The organism is Sporosarcina sp. 6E9, from assembly GCF_017921835.1.
In the GTDB taxonomy this organism is placed as follows: Bacteria; Bacillota; Bacilli; order Bacillales_A; family Planococcaceae; genus Sporosarcina.
Genome location: NZ_JAGEMN010000002.1, coordinates 111,633 through 135,240 on the forward strand (window position 1 = coordinate 111,633; position 23,608 = coordinate 135,240).

Annotated in this window: 24 protein-coding genes and 1 riboswitch; of the genes, 13 read left to right on the top strand and 11 right to left on the bottom strand. The window is 40.3% G+C overall.

Annotation, left to right across the window (positions count from 1 at the left end; genetic code table 11):
- Positions 1-165: 165 nt before the first annotated feature.
- Both J4G36_RS12135 and J4G36_RS12140 read right to left on the bottom strand, forming a co-directional pair.
- Complete coding sequence (locus J4G36_RS12135; RefSeq protein WP_210470822.1) at positions 166-1,278, bottom strand: 5-methyltetrahydropteroyltriglutamate--homocysteine S-methyltransferase; 1,113 nt, start codon at positions 1,276-1,278, stop codon at positions 166-168.
- A gap of 107 nt (positions 1,279-1,385) precedes the next feature.
- Positions 1,386-1,485, bottom strand: a riboswitch (SAM riboswitch).
- A gap of 131 nt (positions 1,486-1,616) precedes the next feature.
- Complete coding sequence (locus J4G36_RS12140; protein ID WP_483315903.1) at positions 1,617-3,107, bottom strand: AbgT family transporter; 1,491 nt, start codon at positions 3,105-3,107, stop codon at positions 1,617-1,619.
- Between the two features lie 261 nt (positions 3,108-3,368).
- Between J4G36_RS12140 and J4G36_RS12145 the strand changes: the two genes are divergently transcribed.
- The 3 genes from J4G36_RS12145 (at position 3,369) to J4G36_RS12155 (ending at position 5,203) form a co-directional block, all read left to right on the top strand.
- The gene (locus tag J4G36_RS12145; protein ID WP_210470627.1) at positions 3,369-4,103 is read left to right on the top strand and encodes an MBL fold metallo-hydrolase; all 735 of its coding nucleotides are present in this window, start codon (positions 3,369-3,371) and stop codon (positions 4,101-4,103) included.
- A 118-nt stretch (positions 4,104-4,221) separates the two neighbouring features.
- On the top strand, positions 4,222-4,434 hold the full coding sequence (locus J4G36_RS12150) for a helix-turn-helix transcriptional regulator (protein ID WP_210470628.1): 213 nt from the start codon (positions 4,222-4,224) through the stop codon (positions 4,432-4,434).
- Positions 4,427-5,203, top strand: a complete 777-nt coding sequence (locus J4G36_RS12155; RefSeq protein WP_210470629.1) for a hypothetical protein — start codon at positions 4,427-4,429, stop codon at positions 5,201-5,203. Before J4G36_RS12150 ends, J4G36_RS12155 begins: the two co-directional genes overlap by 8 nt.
- Before the next feature lie 80 nt (positions 5,204-5,283).
- Here J4G36_RS12155 and J4G36_RS12160 read toward each other — a convergent pair whose 3' ends face one another.
- Positions 5,284-7,026, bottom strand: coding sequence for a sigma-54-dependent Fis family transcriptional regulator (locus J4G36_RS12160; protein WP_246880595.1), 1,743 nt, complete (start codon positions 7,024-7,026; stop codon positions 5,284-5,286).
- A gap of 227 nt (positions 7,027-7,253) precedes the next feature.
- Between J4G36_RS12160 and fdhA the strand changes: the two genes are divergently transcribed.
- Positions 7,254-8,528 (top strand): formaldehyde dehydrogenase, glutathione-independent, encoded by a 1,275-nt coding sequence (gene fdhA, locus J4G36_RS12165; protein WP_210470630.1) that lies wholly within the window; start codon positions 7,254-7,256, stop codon positions 8,526-8,528.
- Positions 8,529-8,548: 20 nt separating this feature from the next.
- On the opposite strand, the gene J4G36_RS12170 is transcribed toward fdhA, so the two are convergent.
- The gene (locus J4G36_RS12170; protein ID WP_210470631.1) at positions 8,549-8,698 is read right to left on the bottom strand and encodes a hypothetical protein; all 150 of its coding nucleotides are present in this window, start codon (positions 8,696-8,698) and stop codon (positions 8,549-8,551) included.
- 44 nt (positions 8,699-8,742) lie between these two features.
- On the opposite strand from J4G36_RS12170, the gene J4G36_RS12175 reads away from it, so the two are divergent.
- On the top strand, positions 8,743-9,582 hold the full coding sequence (locus J4G36_RS12175) for an MIP/aquaporin family protein (protein WP_210470632.1): 840 nt from the start codon (positions 8,743-8,745) through the stop codon (positions 9,580-9,582).
- A gap of 44 nt (positions 9,583-9,626) precedes the next feature.
- Here J4G36_RS12175 and J4G36_RS12180 read toward each other — a convergent pair whose 3' ends face one another.
- The 4 genes from J4G36_RS12180 to J4G36_RS12195 all read right to left on the bottom strand — a co-directional run bounded on the left by J4G36_RS12180 (position 9,627) and on the right by J4G36_RS12195 (position 13,091).
- Positions 9,627-10,199 carry a PepSY domain-containing protein gene (locus tag J4G36_RS12180; protein WP_210470633.1) on the bottom strand — a complete coding sequence of 191 codons (573 nt, stop codon included), beginning with the start codon at positions 10,197-10,199 and terminating at the stop codon, positions 9,627-9,629.
- Positions 10,200-10,286: 87 nt separating this feature from the next.
- Positions 10,287-10,994 carry a PepSY domain-containing protein gene (locus J4G36_RS12185; RefSeq protein WP_210470634.1) on the bottom strand — a complete coding sequence of 236 codons (708 nt, stop codon included), beginning with the start codon at positions 10,992-10,994 and terminating at the stop codon, positions 10,287-10,289.
- Positions 10,995-11,031: 37 nt separating this feature from the next.
- Complete coding sequence (locus tag J4G36_RS12190; RefSeq protein WP_210470635.1) at positions 11,032-12,393, bottom strand: HAMP domain-containing sensor histidine kinase; 1,362 nt, start codon at positions 12,391-12,393, stop codon at positions 11,032-11,034.
- On the bottom strand, positions 12,390-13,091 hold the full coding sequence (locus J4G36_RS12195) for a response regulator transcription factor (RefSeq protein ID WP_210470636.1): 702 nt from the start codon (positions 13,089-13,091) through the stop codon (positions 12,390-12,392). The genes J4G36_RS12190 and J4G36_RS12195 overlap by 4 nt, the downstream gene beginning before the upstream one ends.
- Before the next feature lie 366 nt (positions 13,092-13,457).
- On the opposite strand from J4G36_RS12195, the gene J4G36_RS12200 reads away from it, so the two are divergent.
- Genes J4G36_RS12200 through J4G36_RS12210 form a run of 3 tightly spaced genes read left to right on the top strand, consistent with a single transcriptional unit; the run spans position 13,458 to position 16,047 of the window.
- The gene (locus J4G36_RS12200) at positions 13,458-14,198 is read left to right on the top strand and encodes a metal ABC transporter ATP-binding protein (RefSeq protein WP_210470637.1); all 741 of its coding nucleotides are present in this window, start codon (positions 13,458-13,460) and stop codon (positions 14,196-14,198) included.
- Entirely contained in the window at positions 14,198-15,070 is an 873-nt protein-coding gene (locus J4G36_RS12205; protein WP_210470638.1) for a metal ABC transporter permease, read from the top strand. Before J4G36_RS12200 ends, J4G36_RS12205 begins: the two co-directional genes overlap by 1 nt.
- 41 nt (positions 15,071-15,111) lie before the next feature.
- The gene (locus J4G36_RS12210; protein WP_210470639.1) at positions 15,112-16,047 is read left to right on the top strand and encodes a metal ABC transporter solute-binding protein, Zn/Mn family; all 936 of its coding nucleotides are present in this window, start codon (positions 15,112-15,114) and stop codon (positions 16,045-16,047) included.
- A gap of 46 nt (positions 16,048-16,093) precedes the next feature.
- Here J4G36_RS12210 and J4G36_RS12215 read toward each other — a convergent pair whose 3' ends face one another.
- The 3 genes from J4G36_RS12215 to J4G36_RS12225 all read right to left on the bottom strand — a co-directional run bounded on the left by J4G36_RS12215 (position 16,094) and on the right by J4G36_RS12225 (position 19,567).
- Positions 16,094-16,921, bottom strand: a complete 828-nt coding sequence (locus J4G36_RS12215) for an undecaprenyl-diphosphate phosphatase (protein ID WP_210470640.1) — start codon at positions 16,919-16,921, stop codon at positions 16,094-16,096.
- Between the two features lie 7 nt (positions 16,922-16,928).
- Positions 16,929-17,540, bottom strand: a complete 612-nt coding sequence (locus J4G36_RS12220) for a DedA family protein (RefSeq protein ID WP_210470641.1) — start codon at positions 17,538-17,540, stop codon at positions 16,929-16,931.
- 404 nt (positions 17,541-17,944) lie between these two features.
- Positions 17,945-19,567: a long-chain fatty acid--CoA ligase gene (locus tag J4G36_RS12225; RefSeq protein WP_210470642.1), complete on the bottom strand. Its 1,623-nt coding sequence runs from the start codon at positions 19,565-19,567 to the stop codon at positions 17,945-17,947.
- 324 nt (positions 19,568-19,891) lie between these two features.
- Here J4G36_RS12225 and J4G36_RS12230 point away from each other — a divergent pair, with 324 nt between their 5' ends.
- The 5 genes from J4G36_RS12230 to J4G36_RS12250 all read left to right on the top strand — a co-directional run bounded on the left by J4G36_RS12230 (position 19,892) and on the right by J4G36_RS12250 (position 23,595).
- A complete protein-coding gene (locus tag J4G36_RS12230) occupies positions 19,892-20,248 on the top strand; it encodes a lmo0954 family membrane protein (RefSeq protein WP_210470643.1) in 357 nt (118 codons plus the stop codon).
- Positions 20,249-20,264: 16 nt separating this feature from the next.
- Positions 20,265-20,903 (top strand): PspA/IM30 family protein, encoded by a 639-nt coding sequence (locus tag J4G36_RS12235; RefSeq protein ID WP_210470644.1) that lies wholly within the window; start codon positions 20,265-20,267, stop codon positions 20,901-20,903.
- 337 nt (positions 20,904-21,240) lie between these two features.
- The gene (gene liaF / locus J4G36_RS12240; RefSeq protein WP_210470645.1) at positions 21,241-21,945 is read left to right on the top strand and encodes a cell wall-active antibiotics response protein LiaF; all 705 of its coding nucleotides are present in this window, start codon (positions 21,241-21,243) and stop codon (positions 21,943-21,945) included.
- Complete coding sequence (locus tag J4G36_RS12245) at positions 21,942-22,970, top strand: sensor histidine kinase (RefSeq protein ID WP_210470646.1); 1,029 nt, start codon at positions 21,942-21,944, stop codon at positions 22,968-22,970. The genes liaF and J4G36_RS12245 overlap by 4 nt, the downstream gene beginning before the upstream one ends.
- Positions 22,963-23,595: a response regulator gene (locus J4G36_RS12250; protein WP_210470647.1), complete on the top strand. Its 633-nt coding sequence runs from the start codon at positions 22,963-22,965 to the stop codon at positions 23,593-23,595. The genes J4G36_RS12245 and J4G36_RS12250 overlap by 8 nt, the downstream gene beginning before the upstream one ends.
- Positions 23,596-23,608: the final 13 nt, after the last annotated feature.

A 23,608-nucleotide genomic window follows, 5' to 3' on the forward strand; every position in this document is an offset into this window, starting at 1 on the left:
CTCCAAACAGCGTATTTGTATATGGCGCTGACTTTTATGATGATTCTTCTAGCAGTCTATTCACTTGTCCATGGTCTTTATTCCTCGTTAATCGCACAAAAAAGCACACCACTTGTAATCAACAAGGGTGTGCTTTCACTTTTAAATTTTATAACTGATTAATCGTTAATCCTTTTCCCAAATTTCTTTTGAAATGTCAACTATGAATTTCAACTTTTCCCATTGCTCGTCTTCTGTTAGGTTATTTCCATGATGCGTCGAAGCAAAACCGCATTGCGGGCTTAGGCATAGTTGTTCAAGTGGAACATATTTGGACGCTTCTTCTATTCTAGATTTGATCAGTTCTTTGTCTTCTAACTCGCCATTTTTCGAAGTCACCACGCCGAGTACAACTTGTGCACCGCCACTTGGAATATGCTTAAGTGGTTTAAAGTCCCCTGAACGTTCATCATCATACTCCAAGAAGAAACCATCCACGTTTTCTTTTGCAAGCAGTGTCGGAGCGATTAAGTCATAGCTACCTTCAAAGGCCCAGTTAGAGCGGTAGTTTCCACGGCATAAATGTGTTGAAACGATTAAATCTTCTGGTTTACCTTCCAATACGCCGTTTGCTACTCGAAGAGCCAAGTCTATCAAAAACTCTCTTGAGAATTCGCCATCATTCCATGGAATATCTGGTGAAGAAAGCCCAGCAATATACACGTCATCGAGTTGTAAATAACGAACGCCTGCATCATAGAATGCTTTAAAAGCTTCGCGGTAAGTTTGAATAACATCCTTTGCATATTCTTCAATATCTGGATAGATATTTTTATCTCTAATTCCCACATTAAATAATTGGTTCGGGCTTGGAATGGTTTGTTTGGCCACCGCACGCCCACCGACGATTTCATTGAATTCAATAAAGTCTGTAATATGGGGATGATTCGGATTGAATGAGATTTTCCCAGTGTTACGGATATTATATCTTTCTGTTTCTTCGTCACCGTTAAATACGAATCCTACTTCTGGGACATATCCTTCCACGCCATTTAAATTCTCCAGAAAATCCGTATGCCAAAACCGGCGTCTAAATTCTCCGTCAGTTACTAATTCTAGTCCAATTTCAATCTGTTTATCGACCACTCGTTTAATTTCCCTAGTTTCTACTTCACGTAGTTGTTCGGCTGTAATATCGCCTTCTTGAAACTTCTTCCGTGCATTGTGTAAACTTTCTGGTCGTAGTAAACTCCCTACATGATCCGCCTTAAATGGTGCTTTTGTCAGTGTCTCCGTCAATGTTTTTGTCATTTTGCCATTCCTTCTTTCCAATTATATTAATAACTAGAATAAGAAAAACCTCTTCATTTAATAAGAAGAGGTTGGCATTTTAACGCTGTTCACTCTTCTCATCTCCAAGCTTACGCTACTGGAATTAGCACAGTACTTTAAAAGTCTGTTGCTGAGGCTTCAAAGGGCCAGTCCCTCCACCTCTCTGGATAAGAAAGTTTTACTATTTAGTTATTGAATAACACTTTACACACCCATTCACGGAATGTCAAGTGTATTTTGAATATTGTTATCAGTTTAATAAAACCGCCTTGAATGACTATCACTCAAGGCGGTTAAGTTAAAACTTATTTATTATAGTAAATCCCTGAACCAGGTCCAAGGTCGATTCCGAACAACATCCAAACGACAAGCGTAAGTGCCCAGAATAGAAGGAAAAACATACTGTATGGGAACATAACTGAGATTAGCGTTCCGATACCCATTTTTCTATCGTATTTTTGTGCAAATGCGATAATAATTGCGAAATAGGTCATTAACGGCGAAATGATATTCGTTGCTGAATCCGCAACACGGTAGGCCATTTGTGTTAATTCTGGTGAATAGCCGAGTTGCATCATAATTGGAACGAATACAGGCGCCATCATCGCCCATTTTGCTGAAGCGCTTCCGATGAATAAGTTGATAAACGCTGATATTAAAATGAACATCAAGATAAGCGGAATACCTGTTAGGTTAATGCTATCCAGGAATTGTGCACCGTACACACCGATAACAAGTCCCATATTTGATTCTGAGAAGAACGCGACGAACTGTCCGGCTGTAAAGGATAGCACGATAAACATTCCCATTGATGCCATTGTAGCTGACATCATCGCTGCAACGTCTTTGTCGTCTCGAATGCCTTTCGTTACTTTTCCATAAATCAAACCTGGCACAAAGAAAAGAATTGCAATAATTGGCACTAAAGAGCTCATAAATGGCGAACGAATAATCGGCATATCGCCTTCTACTCCGCGAAGCGGTCCCCATGAAGGTAATATTAGCAGTGAAATTAGAATACCTGCGACAACAATAGAAAGTCCAGCCCAAGTCAAACCTTTTTTCTCAATCGGTTTCAACTTCTCTAATTTCTCGCGGAACTCACCTGTGTATTCACCAAGGCGCGGCTCTACGACTTTCTCTGTCACCCAGGCACCGACTACTGTTAAAACAATTACGGATGCCGCGATGAAATAATAGTTCATAGCGATATTCATATTTTCAGCATAAGTCGGGTCGATAATTGCTGCTGCTGCAATGGTTAACTCCCCAAGTAGTGCATCGGTTCCCGACAGGAACAGGTTCGCACTAAAGCCGCCAGAAACTCCGGCGAATGCGGCAGCTAGTCCAGCAAGTGGATGTCTACCAATCGCTGCAAATATGACAGCTCCTAATGGTGGCAAGACAACATATCCCGCGTCAGAAGCAACACTGGACATAACTCCTGCGAATACGAGTCCAAGAGTAATCAGTCTTTGTGGAACAGATAAAACAAATCCACGTAGTACAGCACTAATTAAACCTGATCCTTCCGCTAATCCAATTCCCAACATCGTGACAAGTACTACACCTAGCGGCGCGAAGCCAACAAAGTTAGCAGTCATTTGTGTAAATATATATTTAATACCTTCAGCACTCAGCAAGTTGTTAACGGTGATCATTTCACCGGCTTTTCCGGGATGCTCAACGCTAACGCCAAATGACGATACAATCCATGACAAAATTAAAACTAATAAAGCCAAAGCTGCGAATAATGTTACTGGATGCGGCAGCCTGTTTCCTGTCGTCTCTACCATATTCAAAAACCTTTGAAAGAGACTTGTCTTCTTCGTCTTCAATGTAATACTCCTTCCAACTAGCCATTCATTATCAAAAATTCAGAAAATGAAGCGTTTGTCTTTTTTAATATGATTCAGTATATAAGAATTTTATATAAACTTAAATAGGTAAACGATAAGTCTAACTATGAAGAACTATCCTCACCTTCACGCTTTTCAAATTAGTCATTTCAAGATACACTCACTACAAGGTTTGCAATAACGAATGGGGGTTCTAGTATGAAAGTAATACCAATTGGAATTTGGGGCGGATACCCAAAAGCGAATGAGGCGACATCTTCATTTTTGATTGAACATGAAGGATTTCATTGTCTCGTTGATTGCGGAAGTGGTGTTCTCGCTTCTTTACAAAACTTTTTGCCCTTGGAAAAAATAGATGCTGTTGTGATTAGTCATTACCATGCAGATCATATTGCCGACTTAGGCAGTCTTCAATATAGCCGACTCATTCAATTTTATTTAAATAATCCGTCACCACCCTTGCCGATTTATGGGCATGAACAGGATGCGGAAAACTACGCAAAACTATCTTATAAAGAGCAAACAGTAGGTATTGCAATCTTTGAGGATAAAATCACAAAAATCGGTCCTTTCACAGTATCTTTTTGTCGAACTGATCATCCAGTTTATTGTCTCGCTATGAAGTTTTCAGTGGATAATCGTTCAGTTGTTTTAACAGCTGACACTGAGTGGCGCGATGAGCTCGTCGATTTTGCAGGTGAGACAGATTTATTAATAAGTGAAGCCAATTTATACGAAGAACATATCGGTATTGCACCCGGTCATATGGGTGGAAGTGAAGCGGGCAAGTTAGCGCAGTTGGCGGATGTAAAGCGACTTGTTTTAACTCATTTGCCGTTACACGGAAACAACGAGGATATTCTGGAAGCTGCCACTAGCAATTTCAATGGAACCACTGAAATTGCGGAAGTCGGGAAAGTTTATAGGGTTTAATAGTTGAAATGGAGCCTAATCCTAAACTGAATTGGGCTCTTTTTTTGTTAACAATACTTGACGACATGTTAATAATACTATACATTATGAATAGATTAGTTAACGAAAGGAATTTGAAATGCTTAGAAATCGAGTAAGAGAATTGAGAGCAAGACATGATTTTTCACAAACAGAATTGGCGAAACGAGTAGGCGTTACCAGACAGACAATTGGCTTCATCGAAAAGGGAGACTTTTCTCCTTCGATTGCATTGTCATTACGTCTCGCTAAGCATTTGCAAGTTGATATTGGTGAACTATTTTGGTTAGAGGGGGAGGATCTTGATGAATAAAAAAGATTTTCGCGTACAGATTCCATTGTGGAACATTGCTTTATTGGTCAGCTTAATGATTTGGAGTTACGGCGCCGTCTGCGCATTTGATATGGAATTTTATACTTTTGATGATGTATTTGTTATTGGAAGTAATGAGGTACTTATTAATTGGAATATACCGGCGGTTGTATCATTTTTAATTGGTTTTTCCTTATTTGTCGCGTTTACTTTTGCTTATTTCATAAAACTTAACCGCTATAATAAGGAAAACCCTCATAAACAAATACCAACTTTCACATTCCTGAAGCTCGGAGAATTCATGGAAGACGATGAAATGTTGCGTCAAGTGACTCAAAATGCAACCAAGAAAGTGTACATCCTTTATGCTCAAGTTTTGCCATTCCTAATATTCTTCATGTTTCTACCGTTTAATCGCTATATTTTCATCGTCTGTTTATTAATTATTATGATACTTCATCAAGCACTTTACTATCGTGAAATCAATCAGTATATAAATGGAAAGTATAGCTTAAGCCAGGAAATTAGCCAGAGTGAAAAGAGCAAAAATGATTTAAAAACACAAAAGTTCCAAAAAGGAATGAAAGTATTTTCAATTGTGTTTATCGTAATGATTCTAACCGTTTCCACAGGACGTATATTACTAATCAAAAATAATTCAGATGCAATTATGATTAAGGCCGAAAAATGTATGGATCAAACGGGTACTTTTTTCTATGAAAGCGGCAGTCTATTCACACTTTCTACGGTTACTTGCGAAGAAAATTAAAAAACATTTTAAGTTCGTAGAAAAGAAAAACCGTTCATTACTCGAAAAAAAGTAATGAACGGCTTTCGTCTATTTTCCCTTCAACTTATCTGTATATTATATTCTTTCATTTTACGATAAAGCGTATTCCGGCTAATTTTTAGTCGTTCTGCCGCTACGCTAATATTCCCTTCAGCCATTCGGATATGTTTTTCCATTACGGATTTTTCCGCACCTTTTAAGGGATCCATATCATCCGTAATTTCGATGCTTGTACCACTAGTATCAATTTGGATTTCTTCAGGACCAATTACTTTCCCGTCGGATAGAAAGGTCGCTTCTATGAGAACACTCATAAGCTCTCGGATATTACCGGGCCACTTATGGGTTAAAATCTTTTGCTTCGCTCCCTCTGATAACGTAAAATCCGAATACCCTTTCTCTTCCAATAAGCTACTCACCAGTTGGATTAGGTCTGTTCGTACCCGCAGTGAAGGAAGTGTGATTTGTATTCCCTTTAAGCGGTAATATAAATCTGCACGAAAACGTTTTGCTTCAATTTCTTTTACTAAATCTTTATTCGTTGCGGCGATAATTCTCACATCTATTTTCTTTGTAGTTGTACTCCCAACAGGCGTAATTTCCTTCTCTTGCAATGCTCTCAGCAACGTCACTTGAGCCCGCAAAGACATATCACCAATTTCATCCAGAAAGAGTGTGCCATTTTGGGCTGCTTCAAATTTCCCTTTCCTGCCTTCTTGATTTGCACCTGTAAAGGATCCACCAATATAACCGAATAACTCGCTTTCGATCAGGGATTCAGATATTGCCCCACAATTGACCGCAACAAATGGCGAATGACTTCGCATACTTGCGGAGTGTATTGATTGGGCGAATAGCTCTTTACCTGTCCCCGTTTCGCCGATAAGTAAAATTGGTATATCGGTAGCGGCCGCTTTTTCAGCCATTTTCTTTGTGCGTATGACAGATGGACAATTCCCAAAAATATCCGAAAATGTATATAAACGTTTTTCTTTCTTAGATGTTTGATGGATCGCAACTGACCTTATCGATTTCTTGCAATTACTTGTAAATGTATCAATAATGAATTGACTTCTATTCATTAACTTTTGACCAATATTATTTTGTCCGATAATGGCTTTAGCTCGATTATTCGCTCGGATGATACGATTTTCTTCATCTAACGAAAGGAATGGTACTGTAATATATTTATTCATGCTATGTTCAAATTCTTTAATCGTGAGTTGGTGTTCTAGATTCATCTGGCTGAGCAAGATTCGATTTCCAATGTCACCTGCAATAATTTGAGTCAGTGTAAAAATATAGGGATGATACTGTTCTTTTTTGCCACTAATATTAACCGCTCCAAGAATCTCTCCTGATGGAGAGAAAATGGGTGATGCAGCACAGGTTAAAAAATGCGCAGAAGCGTTAAAATGCTGGCTTCCATGAACCCTAACAGGATTTTTCTCCAGCAATGCAACACCCATCGCATTTGTTCCTCTTTTATCCTCAAGCCAATTCGTTCCAACTAGCATTTGCACTTCACTTGCTAAGTTTTCATCCCCTACTGTGTAAATAATAATCCCGTGACGGTCAACAATCGAAACAATATGACCCATCTTCCCAAAAGTTGGATATAAGTTCTTTAAACTTGCGATTGCAGAATGAGTCAATTCTTGATTTCTGTTAAGAACTTCAGTAATTTGATAATGGTCTAAAACGGTGCTATCCACTGGATCCGTCGGTTTAAACCCATATTCTTCACAACGTTTCCATGAATCCTGAATCATTTTCTTCTCAACAACATTCTCCCTCGACAAGAAACTCACCTCTTACACCTATATTATAGTTAATCAGACGGCTGATGTTTCAATTGAATGATTGTACTCCCCCACTGTCTCAAAATTATACACTGAATTGTCCGAAAATGTAACAATTCTGATTTAGAGTCCTCCTTGGATGTTGATATAGTTCAAACTATGAACTTGGCATGGAACTTGCATATTACTAGCGTGCAAGGACAAACTATTTATAGGGGGTATTATTTATGTCAGGAAATCGTGCTGTTGTTGACAAGGAAGTTGAGAAAAGCTCCATTGATTACAAAAAAGCGGGAAATCGGGCAGTTGTATACAAAGAACCTGGAAAAGTAGCTGTTGTTGATATTGGTTTTCCAGACCTAGTGTTAAGAGATGGACCTGGGGTAAATCCACTGAATGTTGGTCGTAAATGTGAACACGGAGTTATTCTAAAGGTTGTCGCCACAAATATTTGTGGAAGTGACCAGCATATGGTGCGCGGGAGAACAACTGCACCAAGCGGCTTAGCATTAGGGCATGAAATTACTGGCGAAGTCATTGAAGTCGGTCGTGATGTTGAGTATATGAAAGTAGGAGATCTCGTCTCTGTACCTTTCAATATTGCTTGTGGCCGCTGTCGTAATTGTAAAGAACAAGACACACATATTTGCGAAAACGTGAATCCTGATCGTCCAGGATCTGCATACGGATATGTTGATATGGGTGGATGGGTTGGCGGCCAATCAGAATACGTGATGGTTCCTTACGCCGACTTCCAACTGTTAAAATTTCCGGATAAAGATCAAGCGATGGACAAAATTCTTGATTTAGCCATGTTATCAGATATTTTCCCAACAGGATTTCACGGGGCATATAGCGCAGGTGTTACAATTGGATCCACTGTCTATATTGCCGGTGCTGGACCTGTAGGATTAGCGGCAGCACACTCAGCACAACTGCTCGGTGCCTCTTGTGTCATTGTAGGCGATATGATTGAAGAGCGATTAGCACAAGCTAGAAGCTTTGGGTGCGAAACAATCAATCTTTCAGAACATGATGATATTGGCGAACAAATTGCACAGATTCTTGGAACTCCTGAAGTAGACTGCGCAGTTGACTGTGTCGGGTTCGAAGCACATGGCCATAAAGGTGCAGGAGAAGCGCCTGCCTCAGTTCTTAACTCAATTATGGAGGTAACGCGTGCTGGTGGAAAACTTGGAATCCCTGGATTGTATGTAACAGGCGACCCAGGTGCGGTTGATGAGGATGCAAAATTCGGTACATTGAAAATCCGAATGGGATTAGGATGGGCTAAAGCACATCATTTCGTCACTGGACAAACACCTGTCATGAAATACCATAACTTCCTAATGAAATCGATTCTGAGCGGTAAAGCCCAAATTGCAAAAGCAGTTAATGCGACAATTATTAACCTAGATGAAGCACCGAACGGTTATCAAGTTTTCGATAAGGGTGCGGCGAAAAAATTCGTTATTGATCCACACGGAATGATTAAAAGGTAAATAGCTTCACGACGATAATGTCATCCACGGCCTGGACTTCGAATACTTGGAAGCAAGCTGTGGATGTTTTTCATTCTATTTCGTGGATTTGGAGAGTCGATATGTTTTTCACTCGCTCGTGCACAAGTCATGAGCCACTTATGGGCACTTTCGACTGGTCTTCCTTCCATCGAGGGAGTAAGCCTTCTTCGCTGCTCATTTAAGGGGGATTCCTATGTCAGCATTTTTAGGTGAATTAATTGGAACGATGATTTTAGTGACCTTGGGTTGCGGTGTTGTTGGAGGCGTAGTCCTCAACAAAACAAAATCGCAAAACTCAGGTTGGATTGTTATCACGATGGGTTTTGGGCTCGCTGTAGCTGTTGCCATATATGCAGTTGGTGGGATTAGTGGGGCTCATATTAATCCAGCAGTTACAGTTGGGTTAGCTATCATCGGCGCTTTTCCTTGGGCCAATGTTCCTGCGTATATTTTAGCTCAACTTATAGGCGCTACTATCGGAGCTGTCATTGTTTACTTTAATTATTTACCGCATTGGGAGGAAACTGAAAGTAAAGAGGAGAAATTAGTTGTTTTTTCAACCAGCCCAGCAATTAGAAAACCGATTTCCAATTTAATAAGTGAGATGATTGGTACATTCGTTCTTGTCCTGGGAATATTAGCGATTGGCGCAAATGAATTCACACAGGGGCTAAATCCGCTAATCATTGGATTTCTAATCCTTTCTATTGGGTTATCACTTGGAGGAACAACGGGTTTCGCCATTAATCCTGCGCGTGATTTAGGGCCAAGAATTGCACACTTCTTCTTACCGATAGCTGGAAAAGGTTCATCTGATTGGGGTTACGCTTGGATACCGATTGTAGGTCCATTACTCGGGGGCGCATTTGGTGCTCTATTTTATCAACAAGTGTTTAGCGGGGTAAATTCTGCGGCATTTTGGATTGTGGGTGCAATCTGTATATCGGCAATTCTTGGTGCACAACTTATGGACAAAGAACATAAAGTTCGCCCAAATGTGAGTAAGAATCAACCGATTGAAGAGCGATTGTAACGATTGAAATAAAAAATGGGCTGTTTTAGGAACAGCCCTTTTCCTCAATCATCATCGCGGTCTTTTTCAAAGTCTAGAATTTTACCTGTCATCGCGTCGATTTCAAATTCGTATTCATATTTACCGTCTTCAATTTCAATTTCGAAGTGTGCACGTTTGTCGTCGTCATCTAATTCAACCTCTTTTACAGTTCCCGGTGAATGTTTTAACGCAATTGCGATTGCTTCTTTAGCGGTAATAAAGTTTTTGTTATTTGCAGTTGTTTTTCCATCTGATTTCACAACGGCTACCTTCTTGTCGTCTATTTCTTTTTTAATGACTTCACCAGATGTGGCGTTAATATCTAATTCATACGTAACGGATCCACTTTCGACTTCAACTTCATACTCGTCGTCTGAAGAATCATAGTCAATCTCGGTTACAGTTCCACCAACTGTTTCAACCGCTTTTGTTTCTACTTCTTCAACTGTTAATTTTGACGTGTTATCATTTCCTGCAGCTTCTACTGCTAAAACACCTGTTGTTCGGTTATCACTTTTATCAGCGTTTGCGACCATTGCCACGCCGCCGATTACCACTGCTCCAGCCAATGCCGGAATTGCCATCCATTTTTTCATCTTCATCTTCCTCCTTTTGATCTTACCTTCATATTACCTGCCGAAGATGAGAGCTTCTTGTGAGGATTATTAGAATTCGATGAGAAATTAATCATCCCATTCTACGAATAAGATTTCTCCTGTAATGGCATGGATATGGAATACAGCTTCGAGATCATCTGCATCCTCATTATCTTGTTCGATTTCCACTAAATAGTATCCACCGTCATCTGTTTTTTCGAAGACGACGTACTCCACTTCGCCTTTCAACTGACCAAGTGCAATTTTTATCGCTTGTTCTCTTGTTATGAGTACATCTTTCGTTGTCGTTTCTTTCATTTTCTCAGATATTATTTCACCCGTGAGCGCATCAACTTGAAGTTCTACAAGCGCCTTTTCTTTAACAACCTCCGCGTCATAAACTGGTTGTTCTTTGTTTTTATTCAACGAAAGGCGTTCGATTTCACCGGTGTACTTTTTTGTGATTTCTTCGCGCACTTCTTTTTCAGAAAGAATTCGTGGTTGCGCTTCTTCCACTTTACTTAACTGGTTAAGCACCAAAACTTTGCCGCTTACAGCATCTATTTCAGCTGAATAAAGTGCGTCTGTACGCATAATTTCCGCAAGATAAACACCATTTTCAAGTCTCAATGTCTCAACCTTTCCGTCATATATAGATTCTAGATGCATCTGGATTTCTTCACTGGATAATGGCGTTTTGTTTTTCATTAAATTCCCTATAAAGAGTCCACCCGCGACTAAAATGATAATCGTAAAGATAAGTGGGAGTACCCATGGCTTCCTTAAGTTTTTCATAATATCGCCTCCTACCCCCTATCTTACTCGTCCATTATTAAAACTCGGTGAGAATTCGCTCTTTTGGGATAAAAATTCTTATCGTCGTGCCCATGCCGTAAATACTTTCGACCTTTAACCTTGCACCAAGTCCATTTGCAAGTTCTTTCGCAATCGCAAGTCCAAGTCCGGTGCCGCCTGTTTTCCGACTGCGGTCCTCTTCAACACGGTAAAAACGATTAAATATATTCGGTAATGCATCTTCAGGAATTCCATTTCCATAATCGATAACGGAAATTATAAAACCCTCGACACTTTCTTCGATAGTTGTTTTAATCAAGTCATCACTGTATTTCCTTGCATTATCGAGTAAGATAAACAAAAGTTGACGCAGTTTTTTCCCGTCCGTATTGGCGATTGCAGGACGTACCCCTTCCAATAAAAAGTCTCGCGAATACGCTTGACGCATCGGCTGCAAGGTCTTTTCAATCTGTTCATAAATGTCCGTCTCAGCAAAATCATACTTCATTTGTTCATGATTTCTTGCCAATTGTAAGAGTTGTTCAATCATTTCTTTCATCCGAACTGATTCGCCTAAAATAGCACCAACTGCTTCCTCCGCAACGTCCCGATTATCAAATCCACGTCTCGTCAGCAAGCGCGCATAACTTTCAATGACGGTTAACGGCGTTCGTAATTCGTGGGAAGCGTTGGATACGAATTGTTCTTGCTGGTTATAATTTGTTTCTAGTTTTTCCATCAAATCATTAAATGTTTTCGCCATTTGTCCCATTTCATCTTTACCATTTGAAGGGATGCTTATCTTTTCATATGTTCCTGTTTTTCTACTTTGCGACATCGTTTCAATAAGCTTTACAATAGGATGCGTAAGTATTCTACCGAGTGCAATACTCGAAATGATGATTGGAATCATGGCGATGGCCGTTACGCCTACAAGGATTAAGGTAAGCGTCCGCAAACTTTCCTTCACATCGATTAGTTGTTGAATCATTTGGAGTTCAACAACTTCACCATTTGTCCAAATGACAGGTGTTCGAATTGTTAGCACCGGAATTCCTTCAAATTTTTCAATTGAAAAGTTGGCATTTTTTTCAAATTGAGGTTTGTACTTTTTTATTGTACCAACAGTATCAAATTTTCTAATCTCTTTACCCGTAGCATCATAAACTCGGATTGCGCCATTAGGTGGCATATAGGCGCCGACGACTGTCCCTATATCAATTTTCTCATTGACCTTACTGAAAGATTTTGTAATTTCGTTTGATCGAAGTTGGAGTTGGTTATATTCCGTGTCATAAGCCATTTTTTCAAATACGAAATAAATCCCTATGTTAGTAAGAGATAGGATGACGAGCATGAGAAGTGTAGAAAATAGATGTATCTTTGTTTTCAACTTCATTTCGGTTGCTCCTTCAATACATATCCGACGCCACGTACTGTTTGAATTAAGGTACTCTCCCCTTCGATTTCAATTTTCTTCCGGACGTAACGAATATATACATCAACGACATTCGTATCGCCAAAATAGTCATATCCCCAAACAGCATTTAACAACTGTTCACGCGATAACACTTGGTTAGGGTGCCGGAGTAAATGGAGTAGAAGATCATACTCACGCGGTGTTAATTCAATCAGGCGGTCGTTCCTTTTTACTTCGCGGGTTTGTTCATGTATTGAAAGACCGGCGAATTCATGTAAATATTCATCTTCTACGGATTCAGACTGACTCGTTGGTGAAAATCGAAGCGCCGTACGAATTCTAGCTAGCAGTTCTTCAATTTCAAATGGTTTCGTCACATAATCATTCGCGCCGAGATCAAGCCCAGCCACTTTATCTTCCACATCATCTTTGGCCGTCAATAAAATAACCGGAGTATTCGCTTCCGTTGCTCGAATTCTTTTCAGTACATCGAGTCCGTTCAGACCTGGAAGCATTAAATCGAGTAAAATTAAATTCCAGTGCTGTTCGCGGTATTTTATTAGTCCATCTGGACCAGTATAGGCAACATCTATTTCATAGCCTTCAAATTCAAGTTCTAATTGCAGCACACGGGCTATACTTTCTTCATCTTCAATGATGAGAATGCGTTCCTTCACATCATTCTCCTCCCTTTTCGAATGAATTTTATGGTGTTTTGGTGTTTATTCGCTTGACTTAAGTATATATGATTTAATACTAATTCTCCGGTTATACCCCGTCAAATGGTTGCGATCTAAAAATGGTCAACCCCTTACTAACCAATTGCCTAACGCTAGACGGATTTCAGCAATATTATAGATATAAAGAAAAGTGTTGCACGAGGGAAACTTTTATTATATACTCTATATTATAGAAGTTGCGTTCGGGAAACTTATCATTAGCATCCCCAACCCTTTCTTTTTGGAAAGCACGACTTCGCCCAAAAAGTTGCCCAGGGGAAACTTTTTTATTTTTATATACAAAACAACTAGGAGGTACATTGAATGGTCGATCCGATAACAGTGAAAAATATAAGTGTTTCATATGACGACAACGAGGTAGTAAAAGACGTTTCCTTTTCGTTTGAACCCGGAAGTTTGATTGGCGTGCTTGGTCCAAACGGCGCTGGCAAGTCATCACTACTTCAAGCGATGCTTGGATTAATTCCCCGAGATCACGGGGATGTCCGACTTGGAACGCACTCAATAGATAAAATGCGCAAGAAAATTGCTTATGTTCCTCAACGTTCGAATATCGATTGGAGTTTTCCAATTATCGTTAGAGATACAGTGTTGCTTGGGACATATCCGAAAGTCGGTTTGCTTCGACGACCGAAAAAAGCAGATAAAGAGTGGGCGATGGAATGCTTAAAACAGGTGGGCATGGAAGAATTCGCAAAGCGTCAAATCGGCGAGTTATCGGGTGGCCAACAACAGAGAGTCTTCCTGGCAAGGGCGCTAGCGCAGAAGGCAGATTACTTCTTCCTCGACGAGCCGTTTGTGGGGATTGACGTTTCAAGCGAAGAAGTCATCATCGATATTTTACGACAATTGAGGAATTCCGGAAAGATTGTCTTCGTCGTGCATCATGATTTATCGAAAGTAAGAAGCTATTTTGATGAACTTGTCTTGATAAATAAGGAACTTATAGATGCGGGTCCTGTGAACAAAGTATTTCAACGGGACAATATGGCAAAGGCATACCAACGCGAACTCATGCTAGATGGTTTGGAGGTTTCAATGTAATGGATTTTATACATGATTTAATGACCTACGGCTTTTTGCAAAAAGCTTTTGCCACGTCAATCATGGTGGGCATCATATGCGGCGTCATCGGTTGCTTCATCGTCTTACGCGGCATGGCCCTAATGGGAGATGCCATTTCGCATGCGGTCCTGCCCGGTGTAGCTATTTCTTATATGCTTGGCATCAACTTTTTCTACGGCGCTGTTGCGACCGGTGTTTTAACAGCATTCGGTATTGGTGCCATCTCGCAAAATAGCCGCATTAAAAACGATGCGGCCATTGGATTGGTATTCTCGGCATTTTTTGCACTGGGGATTATATTGATTACGCGCGCGGGTAGCGCGACCGACTTGACCCAAATTTTATTTGGAAACGTGTTATCGGTTCGGTCTTCAGATATGTGGTTGACCCTGATTATAGGTGCATTTGTTATTATGGTTGTCGTTTTATTCTTTAAAGAATTGCTCGTCTCTAGTTTTGATGAGACTATGGCTGCTGCGTACGGTTTGAAAACGCGCTTGATCCACTATACGATTATGTTTTTGCTTACGTTAGTCACGGTGGCTTCGTTACAGACAGTAGGTGTTATCTTGGTCGTGTCAATGTTGATCACACCTGCCTCTACTGCCTATCTTCTAACGAATAGATTATCGGTCATGGTCGTATTGGCCGCATTTTTCGGAGCTTTATCTTCTGTCATCGGTCTCTACTTTAGTTTCTTGTACAATTTACCATCGGGGCCAGTAATCGCACTTGCCACAACTTCGATATTTTTAGTCGCTTTTTTATTCGCGCCGAAACAAGGTATTGTGTCTAAAAAGATTCGATTGCTAGGAAAACGAAAAGAAGCAACAGTCAAGAATGGAATTTAACAAAAAATAAAAGGGGTAGGATCAGTCACATGAAAACTTTAATGAAATTGCTTACGCTCTCTTTCCTTGCTGTATTTACATTAGCAGCATGCGGAAACGATGACGGCGGTAATACAGAGACAGAGGCGAATGGAAAGATGAAGGTCGTTACATCCTTCACAATCATCGCCGATATGGCAAGACAAATCGGCGGAGACTATGTCGAAGTATATAACCTTGTCCCAAGTGGAACGGACCCTCATGAATATGAGCCGTTACCAAATGATATCAAAGCAGCTACCGACGCGGATATCCTTTTCTACAACGGATTAAATCTTGAGGGCGGAGAACATGGCTGGTTCATGAAAATGATGCATGCGGTCAATCAAAAAGAGGAAAATATTTATAGTTTAAATGATCGGGTAGAACCGCAATATTTGTCCAGTGGTGATGGCGAGGAAGAAGTTAACCCGCATTCATTCATCGACCCGGGTGTTGGTGTCAAGATGGCTGAAGATTTACGCGATGCGTTGATAGCAAAGCATCCCACAGATAGCGATAAAATAAAAGAACAAGGTGATGCATATGTCCAACGCCTAAAAGATCTTGATAAAGAGTTTGAAGAACGTATCAATAGTATCCCAGAAGAAAACCGCGTCCTCGTCACTAGTGAACGAGCATTTCAATACATGAATGACCACTACGGTTTAAAAGAAGCATTCATTTGGGAAGTTGATACGGAAGAAAATGGGTCTCCGAAACAAATCAAAGATCTTGTGAAATATCTCCATGAACATAATGTACCCATCCTGTTCGTAGAATCGAATGTCGATACACGACCGATGGAAACCGTTTCTAAGGAAAGTGGTATTCCGATCGCCGATAAACCAATCTATTCTGATGAAATTGGTAACCCAGGCGACGATATCGATACGTATGTAAAATACTTGGAATACAATATGAAATTGATTCATGAAGAACTTAGCAAAGTTCGCTAATTAATACAAAATGACCCGTGCTTATAAATATGCACGGGTCATTTTTTCATGTAAATACGATAATCGCCAGAATCGCTGCTAGAATAAGTCTATAAATCGCGAATGGCATGAGTTTCACTTTCGAAATTAACTTCAAGAAGAAACGAATCGAAATGAGTGCGAACACAAATGCACTCACGAAACCAACAACATAAAAAGATAAATAATCCATCGACATATGTTCCCAATTCTTTAAGACCGAAACAAGACTTGCCCCTATCATAATTGGAACAGCCATGATGAATGTGAAATCCGCTGCTGTCCTGTGATTCATACCGAACAAAACACCACCGGAAATTGTCGCACCTGAACGGGAAAACCCTGGCCATAATGATAGACATTGAACGAGACCCACAACAAATGCTTGTCGATAATTAATTTCATCTAATGAGTTTACCCACGGCTTTTTAGGTCCGAGTTTGTCAGCTGCAATCATCAATATTGCACCTGCAACAAGTGCATAAATGACCGTTTTAACGCCAAATAAATTATCATCGATATAGTCTTTAAGCGCAAACCCAATAACAACTGCCGGTAACATCCCAATAATGACATGCATTAAATTGAAACGATTATTCATTTTCTTACCGTCAATTTTATAAAGTCCGACCAAACTGAATAATCTTTTCCAAAACACAACGACGACTGCCAGTATCGATCCCAACTGAATCACAATTTTAAATGTATTCGCAGGATACTTCCCAAGAAATTCTTGAGATTTCAACCACATATCATCGACAATGATCAAGTGCCCCGTTGAAGAAACCGGTGCAAATTCTGTCATACCTTCTACAAATCCTAAGATTAATGCCTTTAATAATTCAAAAAAGTCCATATTATACCTAAGCCCTCTTTCTGCGGAAGCGCATATACCATATGATCGCCGCTATTCCGCTCATTCCGATTAATACATACGCAATGTTCGAATAAATATCCATATAATAAACAATCGATTCCCAATTGTCCCCAACCGCGACACCGAGTGAAACAAGAATCCCGTTCCATAGTAAACTACCTAGCGTCGTCAATAATATGAATAATGGAAAGTTCATATTGGACATGCCTGCTGGAACTGAAATCAAGCTTCGGATAAGTGGCACTAAACGGCAAAAAAACACAGTCCATGGGCCATATTTATCAAACCACGCATCTGCCTTATGAATATCTTTCCTGTTCAACCGTAAAAGATGTCCCCAACGATCAACAAGTTTTTCTAAACGACTAATATCAATGAGCAGACCAATGCTATACAAAATCATTGCCCCAATAACTGATCCAATCGTCGCGGCAAGGATGACGCCGATTTGTGTCATATCCGACATTGTCGTCATAAAACCACCAAACGTTAAGATCACTTCTGATGGAATTGGTGGAAAAATATTTTCAAGCATAATTAACAATAATACACCAATATAGCCAAACTCGCTCATAAAATCGGTAATCCAATTTTCCATGCGTTATCCCCACCGATACCAAGTCTACTAAAATTAGTACTGCCGCGCAAATTGAATTTCCATATGAATGGGACGTTAATGAATGAGGTTAGTTCCATAATTTATTAGTAATTTATGCAAGACAAGAAGTTTTCATGATAGCTATCTTTCGGTTCGATTGCCCCGACAATTCTTTCAACATGTGGATATCCATTTTCCTGCATAGTTATCCACATTGGACGTGGGTAACTTGTTGAATATGTGAATAGATTCTGAAAATTACCTTTATAATACGTAACTATGCTTTTTTTTACCCATATTATGCTTTTCTCTTTATTAATATTGTGCATAAGATGGTAGTAAAAACAGCCATGCTATTTCATCCACAAAAACTAAGCCGCCCTTTTTGAAAGGGCGGCTTAGTCTTATACTTCCTCTAGCTGTTCGGCTAGTTTTTCCCGAAGCGCTCTCTTAAGAAATTTTCCTACAGAGGTTTTCGGAATTTCAGTTAAAAACACAATATCGTCCGGAACCCACCATTTTGCAAATTGCCCTTCCATATAAGACAATAATTTTTGCTTCATAGCTTCATCAGGCACATGACCCTCATGCAACACTACGCAAGCCAGCGGACGCTCCAACCATTTTTCATGCGGAACTGCGATTACCGCTGCTTCAAAAACAGTGTCATGAGTCATTAATGCATTTTCAAGATCTACGGATGAAATCCACTCTCCGCCGCTTTTTATTAAATCTGCGGTTCTGTCCATCAGTTTTAGATAGCCGTCTTCTGTCATGACTGCAATATCCCCCGTATAAAGCCAACCGTCTTTAAATGCATTCGCCGTTCGTTCGTCTTTATAATATTCGCTTGCAATCCAAGGACCTTTGATGGTTAATTCACCCATCGTTTTTCCATCCCACGGCACTTCTCCGTTTTCATTGACAATGCGAACTTCTAGTCCTGGCATGGTTAACCCTTGGAGTGCTCGAATATTGATTTTCTCATCCATTGAATAGTTTTCCATTTTAGATGTAAATACCGATAAACTTACAAGTGGCGAGGTTTCTGTGAGTCCATAGCCGACAACGAATGGAACTTTATGCTTTTCTTCAAATGCACGAATCAGCCCTTTTGGGGATGCTGACCCACCGCTTATAATCACACGGAGCGATGAGATATCTCGCGGATTCTTTTCAAGTTCGTTTAAGACCGCCAACCAAATTGTTGGTACCCCCGCAGTTACCGTTACTTTTTCTCTTTCAATAAGATCGAGAATTAAAGCAGGATTAAATCCAGGTCCCGGCAGAACTTGCGTTGCTCCAAAAAACACGGCAGCGAATGGCATTCCCCATGCATTTGCATGGAACATCGGAACAATCGCCAATGTAACGTCACGCTCAGACATACCCATCGCATCCGTTAAACCTAGCGCATAGCTGTGCAACACAAGTCCGCGATGCGTATACACGACGCCTTTTGGATTTCCCGTCGTTGCAGATGTGTAACACATTCCTGCTGGCGTGTTTTCATCAAGATCATCCGGGAACTCAAACGTATCGGAAGCCGCTTCAAGTAGGGCTTCATAGGAATGAACATTTTCAAGCGTTGTTTCGGGTATAACTTTACTGTCACCCATGATGACATAATGTTTTACCGTTTTTAACATAGGCGCAAGCTGTTGGAGATGTGGAAATAAATTATCGTCGACAAGCAGGATTTCATCCTCTGCATGATTGATGACATATGCGATATGTTCTGGCGACAGCCTGATGTTAATCATATGGAGGATCGCACCGGTACCAGGCACTCCGAAATAAGCTTCCAAATGCCGATGATGGTTCCAACCAAATGAACCGACTTTTGTACCCTGCTTCATGCCAAGCTTTGTCAGTGCATCGGCAAGCTTTCGCGTTCGTTTTGCAAATTCACGATACGGAATACGGTGGATCTTATCTTCGCCTGTACGAGAAATAATTAACTTGTCCGGAAAAAATTGTTCTGCCCGTTTAACAAATGACGATAATAATAGCGGTGTTTGCATCATAATGATCCATCTCCCTTTATTAGGTATTAGATTATTAAGTACTTAACGCCTGTCCAACATCGATACCGAATGATTATATGCAATTCTCCCTATATATATGCGCCAGTCCCCCCTTTTTCTACCAACCAACCCTTACAATTGTCTAAATTAATAGATTCTTTGTCCAATTATAGTTTACACGAATGCGAGGTCAATATCCATAGGGGTATAAAGTAAAGCTGAAATAATTCAGCCTTAGGTCTTAGATGGAAATCCGCTTTGCGCCTGTAGGGATAAACACGATTCCATTATAAGATTAAGATACAAATAAAGGAGGCGAGGAAAATGAAAAAATTCGGACTTGTACTACTTGGCATCATCGCAGGAATTGTCGCGATCGCAAATTTAGGATCATTACTGGCATTAGCTTTGTCAGCGCTCATCGCTTATGCAGGATTCCATTACTTCAGAAAAAGCGACTCAACAATCGCAAAGTTATTCTGGGGAGGAGTTCTTCTAATCGGCTTGATCACAGCAATTTCTAATGTACCAGCTTTTATCGGAATCATCGCGATTATCGGTGTGTTATATGCATGGCGCAAATGGAATAGCGCACCAGTGGATAACAACATTATCGAACACGGACCAGTAAGCGACCCGTTCGTTAATTTCGAAAGACAATGGGAAGAAATCACAAAATAATGAGGAGGTATTTATTATGAATTCACTTTGGAATCGATTGAAATACACAGTACAGGCAGATTTACATAATGCCTTTGATAAGAAAGAAAGTAAAAATCCAATTGCTATGCTTAACCAGTACATTCGTGAAGCAGAAAAACAAACCAATTCAGTCGGAAAATTGCTTGAACGTCAATTTAAACTAAAAACTGAACTTCAAAAAGAACTTACTGAAGCTGAAACAATGGTAGACAAGCGTAGAAACCAACTTAAACTCGCACAATCTGTCGGCGAAGAAGATTTAGTCGCATTCGCGGAACAAGAAGTGAGTACTTACGAAAAGCGCGCGAATGATCTAACTCAAACCATTATTCATGTGGCTGACGAATTAACAACTTTAGAACGTAAATTTGAAGAAATGAAACATAAAGTTAAAGATATGAAAGTACGTCAGTTACAATTAATGGGCAAAGAAAATGTTACACGTGCTCATCACCAAATGGACAAAGTAATTTCTCCAGAGACAGCGGATGAAAAGATATCGTCAGTCGCGGAGATGAATCAGTACATCGAAAGCCTTGGGGGCAAAATTGACCGTGATTACGAAACGTCATCAATGGAACGCCGACTCGAATCACTCGAAACAACTACTGAAAAAAATGTCGAACTTGTGTAAACTATAAAGTATGAAGAAGTGGCTATTCGTTACCGTTGATTTCCGTTCCAGGCGGACGCTTTCCACGGGGCGGACGGTGAGCCTCCTCGTCGCAAAGCTCCTGCGGGGTCTCACCTGCTCCGCTTATCCCGCTGGAGTCGCCGCCTTCCACTCCAATCAACTAATTTCAATAAACAGGGGACGTTATTTAGAACTTTCACCTTTGATATAGAAACGGCAAGCACTTGAACAACGAAGCATTTAGGTACACGATATCGCTATAGTTTCATCTATACTTTACTTATCATTTTCTAGACCGTTACACCACCAAGATCCACACAGAAGAGGAGGAGATAAAATGAATGAGCAATTTAATACTAGCAAGATTACGTTTTGGGGCTTTGCATTTTTACTCCTCGTTCTTTTTGAAACGGTTTTTCTACGCACGGGTAGTATCGCTTTTGTGATTATCGGTTCATTTCTCCTTTATTTTGGAATTCGAAAACAATCGAAGTTTCTTGTCATTACAGGGTTTATTTTTATTATTCTTGCCTTATTCACTTTATGGAGTTTACGTCTTTTAGCTTTACTCTTTGTCATTAATATTCTCTATAAATTATGGAAAGGTGTTCCCGCAGAAACAATTATGCGGCCACTCCATGAATATAAAAAAGAAACGCCGAACGGCATCTGGAAGAATAATTTATTTTCAGTCCAGTCATCGCCATTTTCATCTTACGAGTGGGAAGACATTCACATTCAAGGTTTCTTTGGTGATATTACAATCGATGTCACGGAGACGGTTCTTCCGAAAGGAACTTCCCTCATCTCAGTCAGACAAGGAATCGGGAAAATTAAAATCGAATTACCCTATGAGATTCCGGTTCGCGTCCATTACACCACTCTTTTCGGCGAAGCAAAACTTTTTGGCGTTCATAAAAAGAGGCTAATCAATGAATTTCTTCATATGAAAGACGGTTATTCGGAGTCGACGAATAATGGCCCGGAACTCATTATCACGCTATCTACTTGGGCTGGGGATGTAGAGGTGACACGTAAATGAGAAAAGTGATTGCGCGCGGTTTTTTCCTGACATTCCTATTTACCACGATTGCTGCACTCTACCTCTATTTCCTAATTGGCTTGCCATTAGAAGAAAGTTGGCGCGCATTTTATGAGTTAACAGTTTCCTCTGTCCCGATCGGATGGTGGATACTGAATACCGCCCTCCTCCTAGGATGGGCCATTGCTATCTGGACGCATAATTTGGAACGCTCAAAAGAAAAAGTCATTGAAGAAAGACTCACTAACTTACTTGCGACCGACGGCGATACCTATCCGAAAGATAAATTCACACCTCGTATGGACCGGACAATTGAAACAGTTTCGGATTTAATTCATTCGCAACGAAAGAGCTTGAAGCGAATTACCGACGAAAGAGCTGAAACTCAAGACCAACTTATTCAAGAACGTATCGTACAGGAACGTCAAAGACTTGCGCGGGAATTACATGATTCTGTTTCTCAACAGTTATTCGCCGCTTCTATGCTATTGTCCGCAATTACAGAGGGCGAAGAAGACGATGACGCAAAAGTACCCCTTCACCAAGTCGAACGAATGGTCCAACAAGCTCAATTGGAAATGAGGGCCTTACTCCTCCATCTCCGTCCAGCCGCGCTTAAAAACAAGTCCCTTGCAGAAGGACTTGAAGAGCTGTTAGTCGAATTGAAAGAGAAAGTATTATTTGATATTCGTTACCGTTTGGAAGAAGTACATCTTTCTAAAGGGGCCGAGGATCACCTATTCCGAATTGCCCAAGAGACATTGTCCAATACATTGCGCCATGCGCAAGCAACTGAAGTTGAAATTCTTTTAGTAGAACGTGATGATCTAGCGATTTTACGCGTGCAAGATAACGGCATCGGCTTTAAAGAAGTTGACGAAAAAGCAGGTTCTTACGGCTTGCAAAATGTAAAAGAACGAGCAGTTGAAGTTGGGGCAACTTGTAAAATTGTCTCTGTTCCTTCGCAAGGTACAATTATTGAAGTGAAATTACCCATTTTGAAAGGAGATGAATCGATTGATTAAGATTTTATTGGTCGATGATCATGAAATGGTTCGTATCGGTGTTTCCGCATACTTGAAAATTCAACCTGATATGGAAGTTGTCGGGGAGGCTGTTAATGGAGTTGAGGCGGTCGAAAAAGCGCTTGAATTACGACCAGACATTATATTAATGGATATGGTCATGCCTGGCATGAACGGGGCCGAGGCGACCAAAGTGATTATTGATCAATGGCCAGAAGCGAAAATTATGATTGTTACTAGCTTTTTGGACGATGATAAAGTGTATCCCGCACTGGAAGCAGGTGCAATTAGCTACATTTTAAAAACATCGAATGCAAAACGGATTGCAGAAGCCATTCGTGAAACACTTAAAGGCCAGACTGTGTTGGAGCCGGAAGTCACAACAAAAATGATGAAGCGAATGCGCGTTGGCCATCAATCGTCGCCACATGAGCAGTTAACGGAACGGGAACTTGAAGTATTGCTTCATATTTCAAAAGGAAAAACAAACCAAGAAATCGCAGATGAGTTATTCATCGCTGTTAAAACAGTAAAAACGCATGTGAGTAATTTATTATCCAAATTAGAAGTGCAAGATCGAACGCAAGCGGTAATCTATGCGTTTCAACATGATTTAGTAAAATAAAAGTCAGCTCCCC